Genomic DNA, 13,051 nt, shown 5'->3' on the forward strand with positions numbered 1-13,051 from the left:
GAGCTTCGGGTGGCGAAGATCGCCACCCGTGGAAGAGGATCAGCGCAGGCCGCGTTGAGTCTCGTCCAGCTCACGGATGTACTTGAAGATTTTACGGCTGGTGGCCGGCGCTTTGTTGTGCGCCTGCTCGTGCTGGGCCTGACGGATCAGGGAGCGCAATTGCTGGCGGTCCGCATCCGGGTAGTCCATCACGAATTTCTCCAGCACGGCGTCATCGCCCGCGATCAGGCGGTCACGCCAACGTTCCAGGTTATGGAAGCGTTCGTTGTACTGGCGAGTGGAGGCATCGGTTTGATCAAGCAAGGTCAGAATGGCGTCAATGTCCTGATCGCGCATCAGTTTGCCGATAAACGAGATGTGCCGTTTGCGCGCGATATTCGCGGTGTGCTTGGGCGCATCAGCCAGGGCCCGGCGCATTTCGTCGGTCAATGGCAGTTTGGCAATCAAATCTTTTTTGAGCGTTGTAAGGCGCTCGCCGAGGTCAACCAGAGCATGCAGCTCGCGTTTGACCTGGGTTTTGCTTTTCTCCCCATCGAGGGAGTCGTCGTAAGAATCAACCATGGTGGCAGTCCGCAAAGAAACGCCGCCATGATAACCAGTCGGGGGCCGCTTGTCCGGCCCGGTCGCTCGATGGCCTTAACCGAAAGCAGAATTTGAGTGGAGAAAACCATGAGTGCAGCCCAAAGCGTCGGTCCGCAAGCGTTACCGGCACTGCAGGAACAAGTCGAGCAGATCCTCGCCGAGGCCAAGCGCCAGGGGGCCAGCGCCTGTGAAGTGGCGGTGTCGCTGGAGCAGGGGCTGAGGACTTCGGTGCGCCAGCGGGAAGTGGAAACGGTCGAGTTCAACCGCGACCAGGGGTTCGGCATCACCTTGTACGCAGGCCAGCGCAAAGGCTCGGCCAGCACCTCGGCCAGCGGCCCTGAAGCGATTCGCGAGACCGTTGCCGCTGCGTTGGCGATTGCCAAGCACACCTCCGAGGATGAAAGCTCGGGGCTGGCCGACAAGGCGCTGATGGCCAGGGACGTGCAGGATTTCGACCTGTTCCACGCCTGGGACATCACCCCGGAGCAAGCCATTGAACAAGCGCTGATCTGCGAAGCGGCGGCTTTCGATACCGACCCTCGGATCAAGAATGCTGATGGCACCACGCTGAGCACTCACCAGGGCTGCCGTGTGTACGGCAACAGCCATGGTTTTATCGGCGGTTATGCGTCCACGCGTCACAGCCTCAGTTGCGTGATGATCGCCGAAGCCAACGGCCAGATGCAGTGTGACTATTGGTACGACGTGAACCGCCAGGGTGATTTGCTGGCAGACCCCGTCAGCATTGGCCAACGGGCTGCACAGCGTGCCGCCAGTCGCCTGGGCGCGCGCCCGGTGCCGACGTGCGAAGTGCCGGTGCTGTTTTCTGCGGAACTGGCCGGTGGTTTGTTCGGTAGCTTCCTGGGGGCGATTTCCGGTGGCAACCTCTATCGAAAATCGTCATTCCTTGAAGGCGCAATCGGCCAAAAGCTGTTTCCTGAGTGGTTGACCATCGATGAGCGCCCGCATTTGATGCGTGCGATGGGCAGTTCGTCGTTCGACGGTGATGGCCTGGCGACCTATGCCAAGCCGTTTGTCGAAAATGGTGAGCTGGTCTCGTATGTGTTGGGTACCTATGCCGGTCGCAAGCTTGGCCTGCCGAGTACCGCCAACTCCGGTGGCGTGCATAACCTGTTCGTGACCCATGGTGACGAAGACCAGGCTGCATTGCTGCGACGCATGGGGCGTGGCTTGCTGGTGACTGAGTTGATGGGCCAGGGCCTGAATATGGTCACCGGTGATTACTCCCGGGGCGCGGCAGGTTTCTGGGTGGAAAATGGCGAAATTCAATTCGCCGTCCAGGAAGTGACGATCGCCGGCAACATGCGCGATATGTTCAAGCAAATTGTCGCTGTGGGTAATGATCTGGAGTTGCGCAGCAATATCCGCACGGGGTCTGTGCTGATCGAGCGGATGACGGTCGCCGGTAGCTAACCTCTCCGGTACTCAAGGAAAGGCGCGCCATCCCAAGGATGGCGCGCCTTTTTTATTGCCCATGTCACAGAGGTATTAATCGGGTACTCTTGTTTTGATTCTCAATATCATTTAATAATAAATATCATTACCGAATGAGTGTGGATCATGAGTTCTGTCCTGCATGAGGATCCGTATCTGGAAAGCTGGCGCTGGATGAGCCGCCAGATTCGCTGTGGCCTCGATCCCAATGAACCTCGCCTGATCGAACATTACCTCAATGAAGGTCGATACCTGGCCTGTTGCACCGCGACCCATCCGTGGACGATCGCCGAAACTTCATTCCGCCTGCTGATCGACACCGCCAGCGATATCGCGCTGCCCTGGCATTGGCGTTCGATGTGCCTGGACCAAGCGTGGCGCCCGCTGCGCGACCTGGAAAAACTCTCCCAGTGTGCCTGCCGCCTCAAGCGCTGGCAGACCTTTGCCTGGCAGTTGGCGACCTGTGAATTACTGCCTTCGATTTCCGTTTCTGACTTGGTGCAAGGATCTAATGATGAGTAATACCCGTATCGAACGCGACAGCATGGGCGAACTGCATGTGCCGCAAGACGCGTTGTATGGCGCGCAAACCCAGCGAGCGATGAACAACTTCCCGATCAGCCATCAGCGTATGCCGGCGCAATTCATCCGCGCCCTGATCCTGGCCAAGACAGCCGCGGCCAAGGTCAACGTCGACCTCAAGCAGATCAGCGAAGGGCAGGGCAAGGCCATTGTCGATGCCGCCCAAGGCTTGCTCGAAGGTGACTACATGCAGCACTTCCCGGTGGATATCTTCCAGACCGGTTCCGGCACCAGCTCCAACATGAACGCCAATGAAGTGATTGCGACCCTTGCCAGTCGTTTGCTTGGCGAGGTGGTCAACCCTAACGATCACGTCAACTGCGGCCAAAGCAGCAACGACATTATCCCCACCACCATTCACGTCAGCGCCGCCTTGGTACTGCATGAGCAAACGCTGCCAGCCCTGCTGCACCTGGTGCAGGTGATCGAGCAGAAGGCTGAAGAGGTGCATCCGTTCATCAAGACCGGCCGTACCCACTTGATGGACGCCATGCCGGTGCGCATGAGCCAGGTGCTCCATGGCTGGGCGCAGCAGCTCAAGGCCAATATCGGGCACTTGCAGGACCTGCTTCCGGCCTTGCAAGCACTGGCCCAGGGCGGCACAGCGGTGGGCACCGGGATCAACGCGCATCCTGAATTTGCCGGGCGTTTCAGTCAGCAACTGAGCCATTTGACCGGGGTGAAGTTCACGCCCGGCAAGGACCTTTTTGCATTGATTGGCTCCCAGGACACTTCCGTCGCAGTTTCCGGCCAGTTGAAGGCCACGGCTGTATCGCTGATGAAGATTGCCAACGACCTGCGCTGGATGAACTCCGGCCCCTTGGCCGGCCTCGGTGAAATCGAGCTGGAGGGCTTGCAGCCGGGCTCGTCGATCATGCCCGGCAAAGTCAACCCTGTGATCCCGGAAGCCACGGCGATGGTCGCCGCGCAGGTCATCGGCAATGACACCGTCATCACAGTTGCGGGTCAATCGGGCAACTTCGAGCTGAACGTGATGTTGCCGATCGTCGCCCAAAACCTGCTCAGCAGCCTTGGGTTGCTGGCCAACTCCAGTCGTTTGCTGGCGGACAAGGCCATTGCCAGCTTCAAGGTCAACGAAGCCAAGCTCAAAGAAGCACTGTCGCGCAACCCGATTCTGGTCACCGCCCTAAACCCAATCATTGGTTATCAAAAGGCCGCTGAAATTGCCAAGAAGGCTTACCAGCAAGGCCGCCCGGTCATCGATGTCGCCCTTGAGCACACCGACCTGCCGCGCAGCCAACTGGAAGTCCTGCTGGACCCGGAAAAGCTCACGGCTGGCGGCGTGTAATTAACCACCCTGCTTTGGAGGCGCACCATGGAGCACTGGAAACGTACGATCGAACGGGCCAATCGCTGCTTTATGGCGGGCGAGCTGGTGGATGCCCGCGAGGCCTATCTGCAAGCCCTGGCCCTGGCCCAAGTGTTGTTCGAACGCTGGGCGGATGCCGACGAAGCAGTGGCGGCCTGCGTCATTTCTCATCACAACCTGGCGGACCTGCACTTGCGCCTGAATCAACCTGAGGAAAGCGCGGAATACCTCTGCGCCATTCACCAGCGATTGTTGCAGACCATGCAGGACCCGCGCCTTAACCCGCAGTTGCGCGAGGCGGCGTTGCGTCAGAGCAGCAAGACCTACGTCGAGCTGTTGAATTTCATCAGCGATCACGGCGAGTACCCCCGCACCCACCGGTTGCTGGGCGATGCTGCGCCGCAGTCGACCTCGTCTCACTATGGAGCACATTGATATGACTTACACCCTGCCGGCCCTGCCTTACGCCTATGACGCCCTTGAGCCGCATATCGACGCGCAAACCATGGAGATTCACTACACCAAGCATCACCAGACTTACATCAATAATCTGAATGCTGCCGTGGAGGGCACGGAATTCGCCGGTTGGCCGGTGGAGAAGCTGGTGTCCAGCGTGCAGAAATTACCGGAGAAATTACGCGTTGCCGTGGTCAATCAAGGAGGCGGCCATGCAAACCATTCGTTGTTCTGGGCGGTCATGTCACCTACAGGGGGCGGTAAACCTGAAGGCACGCTGGGCAAGGCTATCGATGAGCAATTGGGCGGTTTTGACAGTTTCAAGGAGGCATTCACCAAGGCTGCGCTGACCCGCTTCGGCAGTGGCTGGGCCTGGTTGAGCGTCACCCCGCAAAACACGCTGGTCGTGGAAAGCAGCGGCAACCAGGACAGCCCGCTGATGAGCGGCAACACGCCAATCCTCGGTCTGGACGTCTGGGAACATGCCTACTATTTGCGTTACCAGAACCGTCGCCCTGAATACATCAATGCGTTCTACAGCGTAATTAACTGGCCGGAAGTTGCTGCCCGCTACCAGGCCGCCTTGGCCTGACATTCACTCTAAAACAAGATCTAAGGGCGACTATGGGCACTGAAACACTGGCGATCAGTAGCGTGCGAATGTTCCGTTATGCGTTCGGTTCACTGCTGTTATTGGCAGGGACTGCATTGCTGGTTGCCCATGGGCTGGCCTGGTTGGACCTTGAGCCGCGTATCCTGCGCGCGTTGCAGGGCGGCGCGATTTGCGCGCTCGGCACGGCGCTGGGCGCGGTGCCGGTCCTGGTGATACGGCGGATGCCGGTAGCGTTGAGCGACACCTTGCTGGGCTTCGGTGCAGGTGTGATGCTCGCAGCGACCGCTTTTTCCCTGGTCGTGCCGGGTATCGCCGCGGCTGAAGGCCTGGGCCTTTCGCCGTGGGGTGCGGGTGGGCTGATCAGCTTCGGCATCATGCTGGGCGCATTCGGGTTGTATCTGGTGGATCGCAAGGTCTCCGGCGCCAGCCCGGAGATGCTGGTGGGGACGCCGGATAAGCCGGTGATCCCGCCGCGCATCTGGCTGTTTGTATTCGCCATCATTGCGCACAACATTCCCGAAGGCATGGCAGTGGGCGTCTCCGCGGGAGGAGGGATGGCGGATGCTGACAGTCTCGCCATGGGCATTGCCTTGCAGGATGTACCCGAGGGCTTGGTGATCGCGCTGGTATTGGCTGGGGCGGGGATGTCGCGGATCAAGGCGTTCCTGATCGGCGCCGCATCAGGATTGGTTGAACCGGTATTTGCGGTGCTCTGCGCCTGGCTGGTGAGCCTGGCTGAGGTGTTGCTGCCGTTGGGGCTGGCGCTGGCCGCCGGTGCGATGTTGTTGGTAGTGACCCATGAAGTCATCCCCGAATCGCGTCGCAACGGTCACGAAAAGCTCGCCAGCCTGGGGTTGTGTATCGGGTTTTGCCTGATGATGGTGATGGATACGGCGTTGGGCTGAAGCCAGCTCTCGTATCGGCGGTTATTCGCCTTCATCGAATTTGTTGTTGATCAGCTCAACCAACGCCGCCATCGCTTCCTGCTCTTGCTCGCCTGCAGTGTGCAGATGAATCGTGGTGCCCTTGCCGGCTGCCAGCATCATCATCGCCATGATGCTCTTGCCATCGACCATGGACTCCGGTGTGCGCCCGGCGCGGATCTGGCAGGGAAACTTTCCGGCCACGCCGACGAACTTTGCCGACGCCCGGGCGTGCAGGCCCAGCTTGTTGATGATTTCAATTTCCAGAGCGGGCATCGCGCAGGTGTTCCTTTCAGCTTAGGTCGCGGTGGCGAACCTGGACATTCTTGAGGGTTTGTTGCAGCACCTGGCCCAGCCGCTCAGTCAGGTAAACCGAGCGGTGATGGCCACCCGTGCAGCCAATGGCAATGGTGACATACGCCCGATTGCTAGCGGCAAAACGCGGCAACCATTTAAGCAGGTAGCTGGAGATGTCCTGGAACATCTCTTCCACATCCGGCTGCGCGGCGAGGTAGTCGGCGACGGGCTGATCCAGCCCCGACTGATCGCGCAATTCCGGCTTCCAGTAAGGGTTGGGCAGGCAGCGCACATCGAACACCAGGTCGGCATCGACCGGCATGCCACGCTTGAAGCCAAACGACTCGACCAGGAACGCTGTGCCCGGCTCGGGCTGATTCAGCAGGCGCAACTTGATCGCGTCACGCAACTGGTACAGGTTCAGGCTGGTGGTGTTGATCTTCAGGTCGGCCAGATCAATGATCGGCCCCAGCAGTTTGGTCTCGTCTTCAATGGCTTCGGCCAGGGAGCGGTTGGCGCTGCTGAGCGGGTGGCGTCGACGGGTTTCGGAGAAACGCTTGAGCAGGGTTTCTTCATCGGCATCCAGGTACAGCACATCGCAATGAATGTGCTTGGCGCGCACTTCTTCGAGCAGTTCCGGGAACCGCGAGAGGTGGCTGGGCAGGTTGCGGGCGTCGATCGACACAGCGACCAGCGGCTGCGCCAGCTCGGTGTGGATAAGGGCGCGCTCCGCCAACTCCGGCAGCAGGCCGGCCGGCAGGTTGTCGATGCAATAGAAGCCGTTGTCCTCAAGCACATTGAGGGCGGTGCTTTTACCTGAGCCGGAGCGGCCGCTGACGATGATCAAACGCATGATTACTGCCCGTTTTGTTCATCCAGGACGACCTGATACAGCGCCTCGTTGCTGCTGGCACTGCGCAACTTGTCACGTACTTCCTTACGGTCGAGCATACTGGCTATCTGCCGGAGCAGTTCCAGGTGCGCATCGGTGGCGGCTTGCGGGACCAGCAGCACGAACAGCAGGTCAACCGGAGCACCGTCGATGGCGTCGAAGTCGATGGGTTTTTCCAGGTGCAGCAAGGCGCTGACCGGGGTCTGGCAGCCTTCGAGACGGCAGTGAGGAATAGCGATGCCGTTGCCAAAACCGGTGGAGCCGAGTTTTTCACGGGCAATCAGAGCCTCGAAAACATCTTGCATCTCCAGCTCAGGCACTTGGCTGCTGATCAGGTTGGCAATTTGTTCCAGGGCGCGCTTTTTACTGCCGCCCGGCACGTTCACAAGGGAGCGGCCGGGGGTCAGGATGGTTTGAAGTTGGATCATGGGGGAGGGTTAACGACCTGTACCTTGCATCAGGTGCAGATTCTTTTCCTTATGCTTTATGAGTTGGCGGTCGAGCTTGTCGTAGAGCGAGTCAATCGCCGCGTACATGTCTTCGTGTTCCGCATTGGCGACGAGCTTGGCATTCGGTACGTGCAGGGTGGCCTCGATTTTCTGCTTGAGCTTATCGACCTCCATGATGACCTGCACGTTGGTGATCTTGTCAAAATGCCCCGCAAGCTTGTTCAGCTTGCTCTCGGTGTATTCACGCAGGGGCTTGGTGACTTCTAGTTGGTGTCCACTGATGTTGACTTGCATACAGCTTCTCCTTCGTTGCCAGTGCATAAAGCGGTGGGCAGGAATACCCACCACTGGAACGCTGTGGCCCGCCCGTCACATCAACCGCTTACGCTCGCTGGAAGGCGCGATCCCAAGGGACTCACGGTACTTGGCGACGGTTCGACGGGCGACCTGAATACCTTGTGCCTCCAGTAAACCAGCGATCTTGCTGTCACTCAACGGCTTTTTCTGATTTTCCGCGGCAACCAGTTTTTTGATGATCGCGCGGATCGCCGTGGACGAGCATTCGCCGCCTTCGGAGGTGCTGACGTGGCTGGAGAAAAAGTATTTCAGCTCATAAATACCGCGCGGGGTATGCATGAATTTTTGCGTGGTTACCCGGGAAATTGTCGATTCATGCATGCCTACCGCTTCGGCGATATCGTGCAGCACCAGAGGCTTCATGGCTTCGTCCCCGTATTCCAGGAACCCGCGCTGGTGCTCGACGATCTGGGTGGCGACTTTCATCAGGGTTTCGTTGCGGCTTTGCAGGCTCTTGATGAACCATCGCGCTTCCTGCAACTGGTTGCGCATGAAGGTATTGTCGGCGCTGGTATCGGCGCGGCGCACAAAACCTGCGTATTGCGGGTTGACCCGCAGCCGTGGCACCGATTCCTGGTTCAACTCCACCAGCCAGCGCTCGTTGTCCTTGCGCACGATCACGTCGGGAACCACGTATTCGGCTTCGCTGGATTCAATCTGCGAACCGGGGCGCGGGTTGAGGCTTTGCACCAACTCGATGACCTGGCGCAAGTCGTCTTCCTTGAGCTTCATGCGGCGCATCAACTGGCTATAGTCGCGGCTACCCAGCAGATCGATGTAGTCGCTGACCAGGCGCTGGGCCTCGGCGAGCCATGGCGTCTTGGCAGGCAACTGGCGCAGTTGCAGCAACAGGCACTCGCTGAGCGTGCGGGCGCCGATGCCGGCGGGCTCGAATTGCTGGATGCGGTGCAGGACGGCTTCGATTTCGTCCAGCTCGATGTCCAGTTCCGGGTCGAAGGCTTCGAGGATCTCGTCGAGGGTTTCGTCCAGGTAACCCTGGTTATTGATGCAATCGATGAGCGTAACTGCGATCAGGCGATCAGTGTCCGACATCGGCGCCAGGTTGAGTTGCCACAGCAAGTGGCTCTGCAGGCTCTCGCCGGCCGAGGTGCGGGTGGTGAAGTCCCACTCGTCATCATCATTGCTCGGCAGGCTGCTGGCGCTGGTCTGGTAAACGTCTTCCCATGCGGTATCCACGGGAAGCTCGTTGGGAATGCGTTCGTTCCATTCCCCTTCTTCCAGGTTGTCCACCGTAGGGGCGGTTTCCTGGTAGGAGGGTTCCTGCACGTCGGGATTGGGTTTTTGCTCGATGTTGTCGGCCAGTGGGTCGGCATTGTCGAAGTCGTCGCCTTCTTCCTGGCGTTCGAGCATCGGATTGGACTCCAGGGCCTCCTGGATTTCCTGCTGCAGGTCCAGGGTCGACAATTGGAGCAGGCGGATGGCCTGTTGCAGCTGCGGTGTCATCGTCAGCTGCTGGCCCATTCTCAGGACTAGCGATGGTTTCATGGCAGGGGCTTAACACCTTATTCGCCGGCGCAATGCGCCATCCACGACAGGGCGCGTGAGCGCCAACATAAGCAAATTATATGCCTGATATCAGGGCCTTTGCCTAGAGCGCGGTAACAATAAAAAAACCAAGGTTTCTATTGACTCCTGCGCGCTCCGGCGAAAGGCGCGATACCACTCCGTCTACAGGCGGAACTCGTGACCCAGATAAACTTCCTTGACCAGTTCATTGGCCAGGATGGTCTCGGCGTCGCCTTCAGCAATCAACTGACCATCGTTGACGATATAGGCGGTTTCACAGATATCCAGCGTCTCACGGACGTTGTGGTCGGTGATCAGCACGCCAATACCCTTGGCCTTGAGGTGGTGAATGATCTGCTTGATATCGCCGACCGAAATCGGGTCAACGCCGGCAAACGGTTCATCCAGCAGGATGAACTTCGGTGCGGTGGCCAGGGCGCGGGCGATTTCCACGCGGCGGCGCTCACCACCGGACAGGCTCATGCCGAGGTTGTCGCGAATATGGTTGATGTGGAACTCCTGCAACAGGCTTTCCAGCTCTTTGCGGCGGCCGTCGCGGTCGAGTTCCTTGCGGGTCTCGAGGATCGCCATGATGTTGTCGGCTACCGACAGTTTGCGGAAGATCGACGCTTCCTGGGGCAGATAACCGATACCGGCGCGTGCACGACCGTGCATGGGCTGGTGGCTGACGTCCAGGTCGTCGATCAATACGCGACCCTGATCCGCCTGGACCAGCCCGACGATCATATAGAAGCAGGTGGTCTTGCCGGCACCGTTGGGGCCGAGCAAGCCGACGATCTGGCCGCTGTCGATCGACAGGCTGACATCACGTACCACCTGGCGGCTTTTATAGGCCTTGGCCAGATGCTGGGCTTTCAGGGTTGCCATTACTCGGCCTTCTTCTTCGGCTGGATAACCATGTCGATACGTGGACGAGGTGCGGTGACCTTGTTGCCATTGGCGCGACCGGCCTGAGCGACCTGGGTCTTGGTGTTGTAGACGATTTTTTCGCCTTCAGTCGAGTTGCCGTCGGCGCTAAGCACTTTGGCCTGGTCGATCAGGACGATGCGATTCTGCTGGGCATGATACTGAATGGTCTTGCCATAGCCCTTCATCGGGCCTGGATCCTCTGCCTTTTGCTTCTGTTCGAAGTAAGCCAAGTTGCCCACTGAGGTCACGACATCGATATCGCCGGCCTGGGTACGCGTCAAGGTCACCGTATTACCGGTGATCTTCATCGAACCCTGGGTGATGATGACGCCGCCGGTGTAGGTGGCAACACCTTGCTTGTCATCGAGCTGCGCATCGTCAGCCGAGATGTGGATCGGTTGCTGGCTATCGTTCGGCAGAGCCCAGGCGCTCACGCTTCCCAGTGCTGCGCCCAGACCGAGCAAAATAGGGAGGGTTTTAACGAGCCTCATACTGTCCTCTTACGTTCGATAGCAGGTGTATCCTGCTTTCTTTCAAATACGCTTTCATTCCCTTGCCAGTCGATACACCGCCAGCGCCGTCGATTCTAACGTCTTGCTCGGTCTGCGCATATTGCTTCTGTGGGAATACCGTCATGCGACTGCTGGTAATGATGGTGTCGCGGTTCTGCGCGTCTGTACGTGCGACGCGTACCGAGTCGATCAGTTCAACTTCGGTGCCATCCGAGTTCACCTCGCCACGCTTGCTGGTCACGTGCCAGGGAAATTCGGTACCGCGATACAGATTCAGGTCCGGGTTGGTCAGCAGGCTGACATCGGCTACCTTCAAGTGCTCGACCTTGTCCGACGTCATTTCATACTGCACCTTGCCGTCTGGCAGGAACTGAATGCTGTAGGCGTTGGTGGCGTAATAGTCGATAACACCTTCGTCAACCTGCGCAACAGGCTTGTCGAGAAAGCGCTCCGGGCTGATATTCCAGTAGCCCACCGCCAGGAACAGCGCGGCAATGACCCCGAATAGCAGGAAGTTGCGAATCTTTTTGCTCAGCATATAACGCTCTATAGGTAGGCGGCGTGGGCCGCTTCAAGGCTGCCCTGGGCACGCAGGATCAACTCGCAGAACTCGCGGGCAGCACCTTCGCCGCCACGGGCGGTGGTGATGCCATGGGCGTGTTCGCGCACAAACGCCGCGGCATTCGCGACCGCCATGCCCAGGCCCACCCGGCGAATCACCGGCAGGTCGGGCAGGTCGTCACCCAGATAGGCGACTTGTTCATAGCTTAGGTTGAGTTGGCCAAGAAGCTCGTCCAGCACCACCAGTTTATCCTCGCGGCCCTGATACAGGTGAGCAATTCCGAGGTTTTGTGCGCGGCGTTCCACAACCGGCGTCTTTCGACCACTGATAATCGCCGTTTGTACGCCCGCCGCCATCAGCATCTTGATGCCCTGGCCATCGAGCGTATTGAATGTCTTGAATTCGCTGCCGTCTTCGAGAAAGTACAGGCGGCCGTCGGTCAGCACGCCGTCAACGTCGAAAATCGCCAGCTTGATGTTTTTACCGCGTTGCAACAGATCGCTGGTCATTTACATCACTCCTGCGCGCAGCAAGTCGCCAAGGTTAAGGGCCCCGATCGGTCGATCATCGTTATCGACGACGATCAGCGCGCCGATCCGGTGGTCTTCCATGATTTTCAGCGCTTCAGCCGCGAGCATTTCAGCGCGGGCGGTCTTGCCGTGGGGTGTCATCACCGCGTCGATGGTGGCGGTGTGAATATCAATGGTGCGGTCCAGGGTGCGGCGCAGATCACCGTCGGTGAATATCCCGGCCAAGCGTCCGTCGGTCTCCAGGATTGCCGTCATGCCGAGGCCCTTGCGGGTCATTTCCATCAGCGCATCCCTGAGCAGGGTACCGCGTGGAACGCTTGGCAGTTCGGCGCCCGAATGCATGACATTTTCCACTTTCAGCAGCAAGCGACGCCCTAGGGCACCGCCTGGATGGGAAAATGCGAAGTCTTCTGCGGTAAACCCGCGGGCCTCCAGCAGCGCCACCGCCAGGGCATCGCCCATGACCAGTGCGGCGGTGGTGGAGGAAGTCGGTGCCAGGTTCAACGGGCAGGCCTCATGGGCCACGTGCACGTTGAGGTTGACGTCGGCGGCCTTGGCCAGGGTCGATTCCGGGTTGCCCGTGAGGCTGATCATCTGGATACCCAGGCGCTTGATCAACGGCAACAGGGTCACGATTTCGTTGGTAGTGCCGGAATTGGACAGCGCCAGAATCACGTCATCCTTGGTGATCATGCCCATGTCGCCGTGGCTGGCTTCGGCCGGATGCACGAAAAAAGCGGTGGTCCCGGTGCTTGCCAGGGTGGCGGCGATCTTGTTGCCGATGTGTCCGGATTTACCCATGCCGACCACGACAACGCGGCCCTTGCTGGCCAGGATCATCTCGCAGGCGCGCACGAAATCCGCGTTGATATGGGCCAGCAAGCCTTCTACGGCTTCAAGCTCTAGGCGGATGGTGCGTTGTGCGGATTGAACAAGTTCGCTGGATTGGCTCATGTCTGAAATCGTATAGCCTGACGAAAAGGCGGCGATTATAGCGGTAATGATCAATTCCCTCACGTAAGTTCGTCAGGCTTTGTGCGCGAAGTTCCAGCCA

17 protein-coding genes are annotated in these 13,051 nt (G+C 59.0%); 6 read left to right on the forward strand and 11 right to left on the reverse strand.

Annotation, left to right across the window (positions count from 1 at the left end; translation table 11 throughout):
- Positions 1 to 39 precede the first annotated feature (39 nt).
- The gene (gene yjgA / locus E3O56_RS07310; RefSeq protein WP_005784816.1) at positions 40 to 561 is read right to left on the reverse strand and encodes a ribosome biogenesis factor YjgA; all 522 of its coding nucleotides are present in this window, start codon (positions 559 to 561) and stop codon (positions 40 to 42) included.
- Positions 562 to 669: 108 nt separating this feature from the next.
- Here yjgA and pmbA point away from each other — a divergent pair, with 108 nt between their 5' ends.
- The 6 genes from pmbA (at position 670) to E3O56_RS07340 (ending at position 5,923) form a co-directional block, all read left to right on the forward strand.
- Positions 670 to 2,016, forward strand: a complete 1,347-nt coding sequence (gene pmbA / locus E3O56_RS07315) for a metalloprotease PmbA (protein ID WP_248128053.1) — start codon at positions 670 to 672, stop codon at positions 2,014 to 2,016.
- A gap of 147 nt (positions 2,017 to 2,163) precedes the next feature.
- Positions 2,164 to 2,559 (forward strand): hypothetical protein, encoded by a 396-nt coding sequence (locus E3O56_RS07320; RefSeq protein ID WP_032877790.1) that lies wholly within the window; start codon positions 2,164 to 2,166, stop codon positions 2,557 to 2,559.
- Positions 2,552 to 3,928 carry a class II fumarate hydratase gene (locus tag E3O56_RS07325; RefSeq protein WP_248128054.1) on the forward strand — a complete coding sequence of 459 codons (1,377 nt, stop codon included), beginning with the start codon at positions 2,552 to 2,554 and terminating at the stop codon, positions 3,926 to 3,928. The genes E3O56_RS07320 and E3O56_RS07325 overlap by 8 nt, the downstream gene beginning before the upstream one ends.
- 27 nt (positions 3,929 to 3,955) lie before the next feature.
- Positions 3,956 to 4,384, forward strand: a complete 429-nt coding sequence (locus E3O56_RS07330) for a hypothetical protein (protein WP_005784824.1) — start codon at positions 3,956 to 3,958, stop codon at positions 4,382 to 4,384.
- Position 4,385: 1 nt separating this feature from the next.
- Positions 4,386 to 4,997, forward strand: coding sequence for a superoxide dismutase (locus tag E3O56_RS07335; protein ID WP_032877788.1), 612 nt, complete (start codon positions 4,386 to 4,388; stop codon positions 4,995 to 4,997).
- A 32-nt stretch (positions 4,998 to 5,029) separates the two neighbouring features.
- Positions 5,030 to 5,923 carry a ZIP family metal transporter gene (locus E3O56_RS07340; RefSeq protein ID WP_005784830.1) on the forward strand — a complete coding sequence of 298 codons (894 nt, stop codon included), beginning with the start codon at positions 5,030 to 5,032 and terminating at the stop codon, positions 5,921 to 5,923.
- Positions 5,924 to 5,944: 21 nt separating this feature from the next.
- On the opposite strand, the gene E3O56_RS07345 is transcribed toward E3O56_RS07340, so the two are convergent.
- The 10 genes from E3O56_RS07345 to E3O56_RS07390 all read right to left on the reverse strand — a co-directional run bounded on the left by E3O56_RS07345 (position 5,945) and on the right by E3O56_RS07390 (position 12,951).
- Complete coding sequence (locus tag E3O56_RS07345) at positions 5,945 to 6,217, reverse strand: HPr family phosphocarrier protein (protein ID WP_032877786.1); 273 nt, start codon at positions 6,215 to 6,217, stop codon at positions 5,945 to 5,947.
- A gap of 16 nt (positions 6,218 to 6,233) precedes the next feature.
- A complete protein-coding gene (rapZ, locus tag E3O56_RS07350; RefSeq protein WP_005784834.1) occupies positions 6,234 to 7,091 on the reverse strand; it encodes an RNase adapter RapZ in 858 nt (285 codons plus the stop codon).
- Positions 7,092 to 7,093: 2 nt separating this feature from the next.
- Positions 7,094 to 7,558 carry a PTS IIA-like nitrogen regulatory protein PtsN gene (gene ptsN / locus E3O56_RS07355; RefSeq protein WP_032877784.1) on the reverse strand — a complete coding sequence of 155 codons (465 nt, stop codon included), beginning with the start codon at positions 7,556 to 7,558 and terminating at the stop codon, positions 7,094 to 7,096.
- 9 nt (positions 7,559 to 7,567) lie between these two features.
- A complete protein-coding gene (gene raiA, locus E3O56_RS07360) occupies positions 7,568 to 7,873 on the reverse strand; it encodes a ribosome-associated translation inhibitor RaiA (protein ID WP_003171804.1) in 306 nt (101 codons plus the stop codon).
- Positions 7,874 to 7,948: 75 nt separating this feature from the next.
- Entirely contained in the window at positions 7,949 to 9,442 is a 1,494-nt protein-coding gene (locus tag E3O56_RS07365; RefSeq protein ID WP_005784839.1) for an RNA polymerase factor sigma-54, read from the reverse strand.
- A 183-nt stretch (positions 9,443 to 9,625) separates the two neighbouring features.
- Entirely contained in the window at positions 9,626 to 10,351 is a 726-nt protein-coding gene (lptB, locus tag E3O56_RS07370) for an LPS export ABC transporter ATP-binding protein (protein ID WP_005784841.1), read from the reverse strand.
- A complete protein-coding gene (gene lptA / locus E3O56_RS07375) occupies positions 10,351 to 10,884 on the reverse strand; it encodes a lipopolysaccharide transport periplasmic protein LptA (RefSeq protein WP_057701587.1) in 534 nt (177 codons plus the stop codon). The genes lptB and lptA overlap by 1 nt, the downstream gene beginning before the upstream one ends.
- Complete coding sequence (lptC, locus tag E3O56_RS07380; protein WP_032877780.1) at positions 10,871 to 11,443, reverse strand: LPS export ABC transporter periplasmic protein LptC; 573 nt, start codon at positions 11,441 to 11,443, stop codon at positions 10,871 to 10,873. The genes lptA and lptC overlap by 14 nt, the downstream gene beginning before the upstream one ends.
- A gap of 8 nt (positions 11,444 to 11,451) precedes the next feature.
- Complete coding sequence (locus E3O56_RS07385; protein WP_005784847.1) at positions 11,452 to 11,976, reverse strand: HAD family hydrolase; 525 nt, start codon at positions 11,974 to 11,976, stop codon at positions 11,452 to 11,454.
- Positions 11,977 to 12,951, reverse strand: a complete 975-nt coding sequence (locus E3O56_RS07390) for a KpsF/GutQ family sugar-phosphate isomerase (protein ID WP_032877777.1) — start codon at positions 12,949 to 12,951, stop codon at positions 11,977 to 11,979.
- Positions 12,952 to 13,051 lie beyond the last annotated feature (100 nt).

Origin of the sequence: Pseudomonas sp. W2Aug9, from assembly GCF_023127755.1 — a bacterium.
GTDB lineage: Bacteria > Pseudomonadota > Gammaproteobacteria > Pseudomonadales > Pseudomonadaceae > Aquipseudomonas > Aquipseudomonas synxantha_A.

Bases quoted from the DNA above. Each gene is read 5' to 3' on its own strand.
- yjgA (WP_005784816.1), bottom strand. From the start codon at position 561: ATGGTTGATTCTTACGACGACTCCCTCGATGGGGAGAAAAGCAAAACC.
- pmbA (WP_248128053.1), top strand. From the start codon at position 670: ATGAGTGCAGCCCAAAGCGTCGGTCCGCAAGCGTTACCGGCACTGCAG.
- E3O56_RS07320 (WP_032877790.1), top strand. From the start codon at position 2,164: ATGAGTTCTGTCCTGCATGAGGATCCGTATCTGGAAAGCTGGCGCTGG.
- E3O56_RS07325 (WP_248128054.1), top strand. From the start codon at position 2,552: ATGAGTAATACCCGTATCGAACGCGACAGCATGGGCGAACTGCATGTG.
- E3O56_RS07330 (WP_005784824.1), top strand. From the start codon at position 3,956: ATGGAGCACTGGAAACGTACGATCGAACGGGCCAATCGCTGCTTTATG.
- E3O56_RS07335 (WP_032877788.1), top strand. From the start codon at position 4,386: ATGACTTACACCCTGCCGGCCCTGCCTTACGCCTATGACGCCCTTGAG.
- E3O56_RS07340 (WP_005784830.1), top strand. From the start codon at position 5,030: ATGGGCACTGAAACACTGGCGATCAGTAGCGTGCGAATGTTCCGTTAT.
- E3O56_RS07345 (WP_032877786.1), bottom strand. From the start codon at position 6,217: ATGCCCGCTCTGGAAATTGAAATCATCAACAAGCTGGGCCTGCACGCC.
- rapZ (WP_005784834.1), bottom strand. From the start codon at position 7,091: ATGCGTTTGATCATCGTCAGCGGCCGCTCCGGCTCAGGTAAAAGCACC.
- ptsN (WP_032877784.1), bottom strand. From the start codon at position 7,558: ATGATCCAACTTCAAACCATCCTGACCCCCGGCCGCTCCCTTGTGAAC.
- raiA (WP_003171804.1), bottom strand. From the start codon at position 7,873: ATGCAAGTCAACATCAGTGGACACCAACTAGAAGTCACCAAGCCCCTG.
- E3O56_RS07365 (WP_005784839.1), bottom strand. From the start codon at position 9,442: ATGAAACCATCGCTAGTCCTGAGAATGGGCCAGCAGCTGACGATGACA.
- lptB (WP_005784841.1), bottom strand. From the start codon at position 10,351: ATGGCAACCCTGAAAGCCCAGCATCTGGCCAAGGCCTATAAAAGCCGC.
- lptA (WP_057701587.1), bottom strand. From the start codon at position 10,884: ATGAGGCTCGTTAAAACCCTCCCTATTTTGCTCGGTCTGGGCGCAGCA.
- lptC (WP_032877780.1), bottom strand. From the start codon at position 11,443: ATGCTGAGCAAAAAGATTCGCAACTTCCTGCTATTCGGGGTCATTGCC.
- E3O56_RS07385 (WP_005784847.1), bottom strand. From the start codon at position 11,976: ATGACCAGCGATCTGTTGCAACGCGGTAAAAACATCAAGCTGGCGATT.
- E3O56_RS07390 (WP_032877777.1), bottom strand. From the start codon at position 12,951: ATGAGCCAATCCAGCGAACTTGTTCAATCCGCACAACGCACCATCCGC.